General features: G+C 52.1%; 13 protein-coding genes. 8 read left to right on the top strand and 5 right to left on the bottom strand.

What is annotated here, in order from left to right; translation table 11 throughout:
* Positions 1–75: 75 nt before the first annotated feature.
* The 7 genes from H6750_17210 (at position 76) to H6750_17180 (ending at position 5,232) form a co-directional block, all read left to right on the top strand.
* Entirely contained in the window at positions 76–1,035 is a 960-nt protein-coding gene (locus H6750_17210; protein MCB9776049.1) for a c-type cytochrome, read from the top strand.
* 73 nt (positions 1,036–1,108) lie between these two features.
* Positions 1,109–1,801: a c-type cytochrome gene (locus H6750_17205; GenBank protein ID MCB9776048.1), complete on the top strand. Its 693-nt coding sequence runs from the start codon at positions 1,109–1,111 to the stop codon at positions 1,799–1,801.
* Between the two features lie 31 nt (positions 1,802–1,832).
* Positions 1,833–2,216, top strand: coding sequence for a cytochrome c (locus H6750_17200; protein ID MCB9776047.1), 384 nt, complete (start codon positions 1,833–1,835; stop codon positions 2,214–2,216).
* 62 nt (positions 2,217–2,278) lie between these two features.
* On the top strand, positions 2,279–2,884 hold the full coding sequence (locus tag H6750_17195; protein ID MCB9776046.1) for a DUF3365 domain-containing protein: 606 nt from the start codon (positions 2,279–2,281) through the stop codon (positions 2,882–2,884).
* A gap of 240 nt (positions 2,885–3,124) precedes the next feature.
* Positions 3,125–3,634: a cytochrome c gene (locus tag H6750_17190; protein ID MCB9776045.1), complete on the top strand. Its 510-nt coding sequence runs from the start codon at positions 3,125–3,127 to the stop codon at positions 3,632–3,634.
* 126 nt (positions 3,635–3,760) lie between these two features.
* A complete protein-coding gene (locus H6750_17185; protein ID MCB9776044.1) occupies positions 3,761–4,489 on the top strand; it encodes a ZIP family metal transporter in 729 nt (242 codons plus the stop codon).
* Between the two features lie 50 nt (positions 4,490–4,539).
* Entirely contained in the window at positions 4,540–5,232 is a 693-nt protein-coding gene (locus H6750_17180) for a glycerophosphoryl diester phosphodiesterase (GenBank protein MCB9776043.1), read from the top strand.
* A gap of 44 nt (positions 5,233–5,276) precedes the next feature.
* Here H6750_17180 and H6750_17175 read toward each other — a convergent pair whose 3' ends face one another.
* A complete protein-coding gene (locus H6750_17175; GenBank protein MCB9776042.1) occupies positions 5,277–6,086 on the bottom strand; it encodes a hypothetical protein in 810 nt (269 codons plus the stop codon).
* A gap of 309 nt (positions 6,087–6,395) precedes the next feature.
* Between H6750_17175 and H6750_17170 the strand changes: the two genes are divergently transcribed.
* On the top strand, positions 6,396–6,836 hold the full coding sequence (locus H6750_17170; protein ID MCB9776041.1) for an HIT family protein: 441 nt from the start codon (positions 6,396–6,398) through the stop codon (positions 6,834–6,836).
* Between the two features lie 100 nt (positions 6,837–6,936).
* Here H6750_17170 and H6750_17165 read toward each other — a convergent pair whose 3' ends face one another.
* The 4 genes from H6750_17165 to H6750_17150 all read right to left on the bottom strand — a co-directional run bounded on the left by H6750_17165 (position 6,937) and on the right by H6750_17150 (position 10,182).
* Entirely contained in the window at positions 6,937–7,257 is a 321-nt protein-coding gene (locus H6750_17165; protein ID MCB9776040.1) for a hypothetical protein, read from the bottom strand.
* A gap of 414 nt (positions 7,258–7,671) precedes the next feature.
* Complete coding sequence (locus H6750_17160) at positions 7,672–8,118, bottom strand: Spy/CpxP family protein refolding chaperone (GenBank protein ID MCB9776039.1); 447 nt, start codon at positions 8,116–8,118, stop codon at positions 7,672–7,674.
* Positions 8,119–8,223: 105 nt separating this feature from the next.
* Entirely contained in the window at positions 8,224–8,781 is a 558-nt protein-coding gene (locus H6750_17155) for an ankyrin repeat domain-containing protein (protein ID MCB9776038.1), read from the bottom strand.
* 30 nt (positions 8,782–8,811) lie between these two features.
* The gene (locus H6750_17150; GenBank protein MCB9776037.1) at positions 8,812–10,182 is read right to left on the bottom strand and encodes a BamA/TamA family outer membrane protein; all 1,371 of its coding nucleotides are present in this window, start codon (positions 10,180–10,182) and stop codon (positions 8,812–8,814) included.
* Between the last annotated feature and the right edge of the window lie 25 nt (positions 10,183–10,207).

Genomic DNA, 10,207 nt, shown 5'->3' with positions numbered 1-10,207 from the left:
GGGTTCATATGATGGAGTTGGTATGAGCCTCGTGTGGTTGTCGGATGCATAGAAGGGAAGACACAAGGAGGAACAATGAAACAGGCATTTCAATGGGCGAGTGGACTCATCTTAGCGCTGGTGGTGAGTGGATCCCCTGTGCTGGCACAAGAACATGGGCACCAACAGATGATGAAGCCGCGGGTCCCTGCGGACAAGCTGGCTGAAGCCAGAGCGCTGCAGAGCCCGTTGCCGTCCTCATCGGACATTATCGAAAAAGGTAAATCGATCTATGAAGGGAAAGGTGGGTGCGTCAACTGTCATGGAGTGAGTGGACGCGGCGATGGCCCAGGTGCGGCGACTCTCAACCCCCCGGCTCGTGTATTCCGGTCGCATGGGTTTTGGAGACATCGGTCTGAAGGGGAAATTTTTTGGGTGATCAAATATGGATCGCCGGGGACCGGGATGATTCCATTTGGTGGAATGCTTTCGGATGAAGAGATTTGGACCGTGATGCAATATGAGGAAAGTTTTTCCGGAGGACCACATGGCGGAGGCGGAGGTCATGAAGGTGGAGGGCGACACCGCGGAGAAGGGATGATGATGAAACAAGGCAATGGCCGGGAAGGGCATGGTAACCAATCCGGAGCCATGGCCATGGCTGACCAACAAACTGGACTCGGTGATGGTGAGCTCCAGGACAAGATGGCGAAAGCCAAAGCTGCTCCGATTGGGATTACTGAGGCCATTGCCGCAGCCAACGCCCATGTGCCAGGAACGGTGTTAGAAGCTGAGTTTGAAGCAGAGGAGAATCAGGCTTTTTGGGAAGTAGAAATTGCCACCGAGGGTGGCAAACTTATGGAAATCAAGGTGGATCACCAAACCGGCGCGATTCTCTCATCGGAAGAAAAACCCATAAAAGATGGTAAGAAACCCATGCGACATGGAAAAGGCAGAATGCATCAGGATCCAAATGCCGAAGATGGGTACATGGGTAGTGGAGGCATGAAAGGCGGGCATATGGGTGAGGGGCCTATGGGTGGTGGCATGAACTGAGAAAGCAGGAATAGCCTGTGGCATCAGGAAGGTGGATAACGGAATATCTGCAAATCAAGGCAAAGGGGGAAGGTTGAAAAATTTTGGATTCGATCGCCTTGCCAGATGTGAAATCATCAATGGGGGGGTGTTTCTGACCTGGGCATTCCTTGGAATGGTTCTGCCCGCTGGAGCGGCTCAATTCCCAGGTAAGGGAGAACAGATCGTACAATCCACCTGTGTGGGGTGCCATCGAATTCAGGGTGCGCCGATGCCGCGCTCCACAAAGGAAGCGCCTGACCTGATCTGGGCGGGGAATAAATATCAACGAGCCTGGTTAGTGGCCTGGCTGGAAAATCCGAAAGAAAAACTCTATCCGGTCGGCTACGATTTCAAATTCAAACGCAAAAGGCGGCATCTTGCGCTGTCATCTGGTGAAGCGGAGCAGGCAGCTGATTTTTTGAGCACGCTGAAAGATGCGAGAATCACCGAAGGCATCATGAAACCGGGCACACCGGACGAAATCGCGCGGGGCGAGCAACTCTATCGTGAGCATGCCTGTCAGAATTGCCATTGGACGCCGGCAGACAACCGGCGTGGCTATACGGGTGGGACGTCCAGTACGTCTTTGGTCAATATGGGGAATCGTCTCCAGGCCGATTGGGTGTATCGCTTCAATCTAAACCCCGATGACTTTGTTCCACAGAGCGGAGCGTATATTCCCAATCCTGCGTTTCCGGAAAAGGATATTTATGCCATCACGGCGTACATGATGACATTCAAATAATCATCACAGGGGTGGTCGAGGAGGGTGAGAGATGATCAAACGGGTAGATCGGGTGAAATCCGGAAAACAGAAAAAGGATGGTTTCATCCTGTGGGTAGGGGTTGTCATAGGAATCATGATGGCCGGACTCGCTGTTGCCGAAGCCGCCGATATCGAAAAAGGCAAAGCCTTGTATCGACAGTCTTGTGGCCATTGTCACGGATTAGACGGAAAAGGTGACGGGGAAGTGGGTGGATACTTAAACCCTCCTCCCGCCAATCTGGCCAGTGAACAAACCCAGTCTCAGTCTGACGCTGATCTTAAGGCCGTGATCATGAACGGTCGGTCAGGCACCGCAATGGTAGGATTTGAAGGAGCCCTAGATGAAGCGCAATTTGCAGATCTCCTGGCCTACCTCCGCTCCCTGAAACCGTAAACATCCTGTGTGAATGTGCATGCTCTCAATAAACCGAAGGATCCCATCAAGAGGAGGCCGGTATGATTGCCAGAGATATCTTCCATTCATGTGGTCTGTTGCTCGGTGTGGTGATCACAGGTTTGGTATTGTTCACGGAGTCCGCCACGGCCGGTACCGGCGAACGGGAACAGGCTGCTGTGAAGGTCACTGGTGCATTCATGAAAGAGTTGGGTGAGGCGATGACCCGGGAAATGACGAAAGGTGGCCCGATGGAGGCCATCAAGGTCTGTGCGGAGTTAGCGCCGGAAATAGCCAACCGCTTGTCCCGTGAAAACGGGTGGCGGGTGACTCGCGTGGGAACACGCGTGCGGAATCCATTGCTCGGCATGCCGGATGCGTGGGAACAGCACGTCCTCGAAGGATTTACCGCGCGGGCCGCAAAGGGGGAAACGTTCGCCGGGATGAGTCATGGGGAGGTGGTGTCAGAACCGGGAGGACAATACTACCGTTTCATGATGGCCATTCCCCTCCAGCCTAAGTGTCTGCTCTGTCATGGGCCGGTAGAGACGATGCCGGAATCGATCAGGACCATATTAAAGCAGCATTACCCCTTTGATGCCGCCACGGGCTATCAAGCCGGAGACTTGCGTGGGGCAGTCAGCATTAAGCAGCCACTCGCCCAATAAGGGAGTGTTGAATAATAAGGATGTTCACAAGTAAATTTGCCCAGAATTAGATTACTCATCAAAGGCTCTGGGTCGGTTCAAAAAAGTCCGTCCAGCAAGGCCGCAGCCGTTTTTACGCGCGGAGCATACGCTGCGTACGTGAGCACGGGAAAATGGCGAGAACGCCGCTGGCGGCTTATTTCAACAGACCCAATAACACCATTCAATCGAAAGGTTCCGACCCACTGGAGGTGCTAAATCATGAAAAGTGAAAGAACCGTGAAGCGGTGGATGGCCTGCGCGGGAATGGTTAGCATGGTGATTTTGGGCGTGAGCGTTGGTTTCTCAAACGCCGAGATGGATCATCATGCCTCACACACAGGCGAGCCTGCTATGCCGAAAATGTCGGGAGCGAATCGCATGACGTTGGATCTTTCTCCTCCTGCCAAAGAAGGGTTGAAGTTGACTATGCGAGAGCATCTTGAAGCCATTGATGCCATTGTCGGCGCATTAGGGCGAGAAGATTTTGCCGGGGCGGCTACCCTGACACGTGAGGAGCTGGGTTTCGCCAAACACCATGTGGCCATGCAGCGTGAGCAAGGAGCTACCTTCCCGCCGGAATACCATGAGTTGGCGATGGCACATCATCAGGCTGCGGAAGCGCTGGGCGCAGTGATCCCGACCAAAGACCTCAAGCAGATTCTCCCTCATCTCGAGGAAACCATTCATGCTTGCGTGAAATGCCATCAAGTCTTTCGTTTGGAGAATTGATGGAAATTTCTGCAATCAATATTGTTTCTCTTCCGGGTAAAGACTAGAATTCTTGCCTGAATGTGTCAGACCTGCCGGCTGTTAACAGGTATTTTCCCACAATCATTCCATAAGTGATCCGACTTCATGACAAATACACATTACGGTTATGCCATCCTGGCCAGTCTCCTCGCGGCCGGAGTCACGACCACAGGTCTCTATGTCATTCGTCGGTTCGGAGCATGGGGACAATACAATGCCACGTATTTTTCCTGTTTCGCAGCAGGCGTGCTGATCTCGGTAGCCTTTCTCCATATCATTCCTCATGCCTTTCATATGAACGACCAGGCGCCCCTGTATTTGCTGGCGGGCTATCTGGCCTTTCACCTCATCAACCGGTTCATTCATGCCTATGTCTGCGATCGTACTCCCGATACCGCCATTGGACTGATTCCTCTGCTTGGTATCGGCCTGCATTCGACATTGGACGGGGTCGTGTATGCCATCACATTTAGCGTCAGTGTCTTAACCGGAACCTTAGCGGGTATCGGTATGGTCTTGCATGAGTTTCCGGAAGGAATTGTCACCTATGTATTGTTACTTCGCAGCGGGTTCACTCCCAAAAAGTCATGGCTCTGGGCCTTTCTGGCCGCGGCGCTCACCACACCGATTGGGACATTGTTGGCCATCCCCATGATCCATCAGATCAATGCGACCGTCCTGGGCGCACTCCTGGCGGTATCAGCCGGGGCGTTTGTGTATGTGGGAGCCACGCATCTTCTGCCCTTAGCCGAGCGGGAAGACCGCCCCTACAGTCTGGCCGCCATGGGTGGCGGCGTTGTGGTCGCTCTCGGCATTATCCTCACTCACGGCTAATGTGCCCCCTCTTACGTATTGTGTTGCCAGCTCAGAAAAGTTCCATTCATATGACCATGCAGACTAATCGGGCACGGAATCCTCTTCGGATCGGACACCGGGGTGCGGCGGGGCATGCGCCGGAGAATACGCTGGCTGCTCTGGACCTGGCGATCACATATGGTGTCGACATGGTCGAGTTTGATGTCCGGCGAACGGCAGATGGAACCCTGGTGCTCCTTCATGATGATTCGGTCGACCGGACGACAAACGGGGAGGGTAAAATTGAAGAATTGTCGCTAAGCCTGTTTCGGGAATTGGATGCGGGAGGAGGTGAGAGGATTCCTTTCCTTGAAGAAGCTCTCGCCTGTCTCAGTGGGCGGGCAGGTGCCATGATTGAGCTAAAGGTAAGGGGAACTGCCTCTGACGTGTGTGCGAAAGTGCAGGAGGCTGATTTTCATGGGGCAGTGATTTACGCCTCCTTTTTTCATGAGGAACTGTTAACCGTGAGAAGGCTGATGAGAGATGCGCTCACATTGGCGTTAATCGAAGACGCGCCTATCCATTCCACGGCCTTTGCCACCAACGCTCAAGCGACTCATGCGGGATTGGCGTTGAACACCGTGACGTCTTCGCTTGTGCAGGGGCTTCAAGCGAAAGACATCAAGGTGTTTGTTTATACCGTTGATGAGCCTGATGATATTGCACGGATGAAGCGGCTGGGAGTCGATGGAATTATTTCGAATTTTCCCGACCGGATCTAGGCGGTCTTGCACCAAAGAATCTTTTCAGAAAAATCCTGGTTCCTTCAGGTTGGCACCAGAAAATCGTAATGACCGACCAAGCCATCCGACATCTCTCCCGATGCGTCCGGGGCATAGTCCACGATCACCCTCTCTAAATCGATTGTTGTGAGCCCCGCATCCAGAATGACCACATCCCTTGGGAGTAATTTCTGGTTCAGTTCATTGTTGGGGATTTGGTCGCCCCGGAAATAGAGCTGTGTGACCAGTGTCGGATGCTCGGGCGGAAACAGTTGAAAGTGCAGGTGGGACGGGCGGTACAGTCCGGCTTCCAGATCGATGGGATAAAAGCCGGGAACAATGGTTTTGAACCAATAGTCTCCCTGCTCATTGGAGACTGCTCGTCCCCAGTATTGAAAATACGCATCGTAGGTCCGGTGTATGATTTCTCCGGTCATGGGATGGGGGAATTCCAACATACCGTCATCCTTTTTGTGGTTGTATCGGCCGGAGGCTGAGGCACTCCACATGATGATCACCGTGTGCGGTATGGCCTTTCCGGTTTTTGCGCTCAGGACTTTTCCTTTCAGATAAATGACCTGCCCCTTGGCTTTTCCCCTGCGCCCTTTGACGAACGTGAGATCCTGATCGTTCGCCTGACTAATGGGTAGGCCGATGGCGTGGTTTTCGCGAATTTCATCTATCGGGTCTCCCTCGTCGGGGAAAAAGGGTCCCAGGGATTGATGCGGAGTGGGTTCTTTGAGCATTTCTGCAAGGCTGGAGGAGCTAATGAGGCCCCCGGCCAACAAGCCGAAGATGCCCATTCCGCGCTTCAACAGGGTTCTTCTGGACAAGCGTTGAGGGTCTCTCGTCATATGGATTCCTTCTCCCAATATGGAAGTGGCAAAGCTATGGCAAATGTAAGGCTGATGGCGAACAGGTGACAACTCAGGACAGCGGATGGACCGTTCGCTTCTCCGGTCATTTTTTCATATATTCACGGTACTTTCAAATACCACATGATGCAGGATGTCGCCTTTCAAGATGAAGGGAATGTGCGGTATATTGATCCAGAATAACAGAAAGTGTCATGGGTTCAATCGGCTTCGTTGCTTTCTTATGGTGTCCCTGAAATCTGTTCTTTCTATTGGTGAAGTCCTGATCTCCTCGTTTTTTCTGGTGCCGTGACTGAGCCACTTTGCAAGATCTGTGTTGGTGCATGGCCGTTCACGGATCATTTTCTTGTCGATTGTGGTCTGACCAGAGCGTATGTGTTTGAGGACCAGTTTTTTGCGGGCTGGACCGTATTGGTGCTGAAAGACCATGTCTCAGAACTGTTTGATTTATCCAAAGTTGCGCGCGGCATGTTGATGGAGGAAGTCACCCACGTGGCGCAGGCACTGACCCAGGTATTTGACGCGAAAAAGATCAACTATGAACTGCTCGGGAATCAGGTGCCTCACATCCACTGGCATCTGATTCCAAGGCTCAAGACCGATCCCGATCCGTTGAAACCGGTGTGGTGTGTGCCGCATGAGCCTGTCCGGCTTTCCGCTGACCAGCTGACCGAACAGGTCCATCTTCTTCGGTCGGCCTTGCGCATCGATCTCACCCAACCCCGCTAGATTTCTCTGCCTCGTGAGCGTCAATCTCAGTTTATCTCGTGCCGCTTTCCGTGTTGTTACCCTATTGTCCTTCCGTCTTCAGTCGCTTTGAAATCTTCGTTTAAGAGGAAGAGGCGGATTCCGGGTCCACTGAATCGATGAGAAATCGCGGTGGCGCCGGGGGACTCGTTTCGAGCTGTGTATATTGGCAGGGAGGAATGTCATCCTTCAGCCGCCTCAGGAGCGTGGGAACTTTCATCTTGGGAGGAACATCACACAACCAGACGTGCATGCCGGTTTCCAATTCTTCAAAGTGTCGTTTCAGAGTAAATCCTGGTTTTTCCATGAAATAGGCAGAAAGAAACCCCGTGATGCCCTGTACCACCCAGGCATGCTCTTTCACATATCGATAGCTGACCCGAATTTCTACCACCTCAAGCATCTCTTGATCTCCCTGTTTAGTCGAATAAACCCTGTTTGGAAAGTCATACCCTAACAATAATGGCGTCACTTGGGAAATTGAGCAGAGCCATTGGGGATTTTTTTGTTCTGTCTTGCCAGATAGGCCTTGCCTTGTTTCCCTCCGTAATTTTCCGCCTGATTGTTATCGGGCATCCCGGGTGATTTACGTGTCTCCAGTTGAGCCCGCTTCGTCTTGTAGGGATGGATAGTCGAAGTGATACCAGACCGGTAAGCCTTGGCATCATCGGTGAGCCGATGGTAGGGGAGACAGATTACGGCCTGCGGTTACTTTTGCCGGCGAGGATAGGGAGCAGGGGTATGCTGAAAGGTTAGGGGAGAGGGACGGATATGCACCTGATAGTGGATAGATCCGTCCCCCATTCTCAGTTACGGCCTAATCGTGCTTTTCGCCCTTGCCATGTTTGCCTTTTTTGTCACAATCTTTGCCATGCTTTTCTTTGTATTCCTTCATCTTTTCTTCCCGTTCTTCTTGCATTTCTTTCCATTTCGCTTGTTGTTCCGGCGTCAGCTCGGCTTCGATTTTTGCCATGGCCTGTTTGCGAATCTCTTTCATTTGTTCGTGAAGCCCCTCCATCCTTTGGTGCTTTTCCTCAATGATGGGGAGAATCTTGTCTTGCTGTTCTTTTGTAAGATCCAGCTTCTTCGTAAGTTTTTCCAGGTGGGATTTTGGATCATGCCCGTAACCATGGCCGTCTCCATCGGCCCAGGCTGCTCCGGCACCAAGAATCAACGCGCTGCTGAACAATCCGGCGATCATCAGTCGGCACAGCCATGGTTGTTGATCGGCTGGGGCAATCTGGTGTTCGAGTGAATGCTTCATACCTACCTCCTAGATTAAAAAATGATAAACAGTGTGAACGGGTATGAGAAAACTCTCCAGTATATCAGATCTGAAAGAAGCTGTGTGTTGGTTCCTCCATAATGATTAACAGACATGTTGAGAAGAGGTGGGGCTGGGGGCGTGAGTTGTGCCGAAATCCACGGCGATGCAGGGCAGGGAATGGCGGCTTGCTACCGTTTGCCATTCAGCTTGTTTCAGGATGGGAACGATTGCCGGATATCCCAATTCCTCCGCCATGACCCACGGACTTTCCAGAAACCAGGTTGATGGCTCAGCGACCGCGCCTTTTTCAAGGAGAAGGCGAATGATTTGCATGTTGCCTTTAAATGCTGCGGCATGCAGGGGAGTCCACCCTGTCAAATCCTTCGCATTGACGTCAGCTCCTCTTTCAATAAGTGCGCGGACCGTGTCCACATGACCGAATGCGGCCGCCACCATAAGCGCGTGAGTCCTGACAATGGGAAAGGTGGTGTTGACGTCAATTCCCTCATCGAGGAGAGTCAACATCTTTTCCGTGTCGCCGATGGTGGCGGCGTTAAAATACGAAAAGGAGCATCCCGTAAGTATCAAGACCATGACCAGGTAGACAGGACGATAGACGTATCTGTTCATGATGGCTTCTGTGGCTAAATGTTTTTTCATGCTCGGTCCTTCAAGAAACGGTTTCTTATCTTAAAAGGGATAATCCAATCCGGCAAACACATTGGCTCCATCCTTCCCATATGCCACATCAACCCGACCTACGATATGGGGGTGGGCGAGGAACCGGAATCCTACCCCAGGATTGACCTGAGGGTGGAGGATGGTGTTGCTGCTGAAATGGGATCCGACACGACCGATATCGATGAATGGCGCGACTTGGAAATCCAGGAGATATCCGAAAATTTTTTGTTGTCGAATCAACACCCGCTCTTCCAGATTGACCACTAGGGCGGTGGAGTCAATGAATCGGCTTCTTCCAAAGGCTCGGAGAGAATCCTCTCCCCCTAAGGTCGGGCGTTCATAAAAGGGCGGTGCTCCCCCATTGACGGTGTCTGCGTACAAATGGGATACAAAAACCAGACGGTTATGGAAATGCGGGACGAGATGGCGGGCATCAACGGTGGTTCGCCACCAGTTCGTCACAGAATGTTGTTTGACATTCTGATTCCATTCGACGGAAACGTTCAAATAGGTTCCCCGCGTGGAAATGAGTTGGCGGTCCCTTGTGTCATAGCGAAATGTGAGCTTATGTCCCAAAATATCTGCTCCGTCAATGCCGTTAACGGTTGGAAAATCCTCTTGAATGTGGGGAAGAGTCTTGATGATGCCGTCGTCGATGCGGACCTGGTGGAACCGCTCGCTCCACATGAGGGCCATATCCTGAGCCAAATGGATGCCCGCAGTGAGATCCACCCGCATTTCGTTTGAAGTATAAGAGGTCTCATTGGATTCAGCACTTTGACTCCCGATTCCAAAAAATCGTTGGAAGGGATTTTTAAACCAGGAGGCCCGTCCCGCCAGGATATAGCGCCCCCCCCCTGCCCCAACATTTTTGTAAGATAGATCGATTTCACGCTGAACCTTCGTGGAATAGGATAGGATCGCGCGATATTGCGTGGTATCAGACGGATATCCGTAGTAGTTCATGGTCAATGTTTCGCCGGTATACTGATTATGCAGATATTGAGGAGCAATAATGTCTTCTAAATGGCCGTTTGCATTCGATTGGAGCATCGGGACGAGGAAACCGTAAAAGGCCCCTTCATTGCGGCTGTACGCGACAGCCGGGACTGGCAACACCGTAAATTCGCCCTTCGTCGGAAGAGATCTGATTGCTTCTTCTTTGGCTTCTTCCCGCTTCGTGTCCTCTCTCTGTTCTTCCGTGCCCTGTGCCGGAAAATCCGGATCGTGTTTAAATCGCTCCTGCCGCCCCTGAGAGGCCTGGCCCGGAACAGGAGCGTTTTGTCCCAGGGAAATGTCGGGGGAAAGCCCCGATCCGCACGCCACAAAAATCAAGACGGTCATGATCCCGTTTAAAGACCTGGAAAATTGTCGGTGCATGGCTCATAGTTTTCGGATAAGTGGT

Source organism: Nitrospiraceae bacterium (assembly GCA_020632595.1).
GTDB lineage: Bacteria > Nitrospirota > Nitrospiria > Nitrospirales > UBA8639 > Nitrospira_E.
The sequence above is the reverse complement of the archived record's forward strand: the minus strand, read 5'-3'. Positions and strand labels throughout refer to the sequence as shown.

Excerpts from the sequence above, each read along its gene's own strand:
- H6750_17210 (MCB9776049.1), top strand. The coding sequence starts at position 76 with ATGAAACAGGCATTTCAATGGGCGAGTGGACTCATCTTAGCGCTGGTG.
- H6750_17200 (MCB9776047.1), top strand. The coding sequence starts at position 1,833 with ATGATCAAACGGGTAGATCGGGTGAAATCCGGAAAACAGAAAAAGGAT.
- H6750_17195 (MCB9776046.1), top strand. The coding sequence starts at position 2,279 with ATGATTGCCAGAGATATCTTCCATTCATGTGGTCTGTTGCTCGGTGTG.
- H6750_17190 (MCB9776045.1), top strand. The coding sequence starts at position 3,125 with ATGAAAAGTGAAAGAACCGTGAAGCGGTGGATGGCCTGCGCGGGAATG.
- H6750_17185 (MCB9776044.1), top strand. The coding sequence starts at position 3,761 with ATGACAAATACACATTACGGTTATGCCATCCTGGCCAGTCTCCTCGCG.
- H6750_17180 (MCB9776043.1), top strand. The coding sequence starts at position 4,540 with ATGACCATGCAGACTAATCGGGCACGGAATCCTCTTCGGATCGGACAC.
- H6750_17175 (MCB9776042.1), bottom strand. The coding sequence starts at position 6,086 with ATGACGAGAGACCCTCAACGCTTGTCCAGAAGAACCCTGTTGAAGCGC.
- H6750_17165 (MCB9776040.1), bottom strand. The coding sequence starts at position 7,257 with ATGCTTGAGGTGGTAGAAATTCGGGTCAGCTATCGATATGTGAAAGAG.
- H6750_17160 (MCB9776039.1), bottom strand. The coding sequence starts at position 8,118 with ATGAAGCATTCACTCGAACACCAGATTGCCCCAGCCGATCAACAACCA.
- H6750_17155 (MCB9776038.1), bottom strand. The coding sequence starts at position 8,781 with ATGAAAAAACATTTAGCCACAGAAGCCATCATGAACAGATACGTCTAT.
- H6750_17150 (MCB9776037.1), bottom strand. The coding sequence starts at position 10,182 with ATGCACCGACAATTTTCCAGGTCTTTAAACGGGATCATGACCGTCTTG.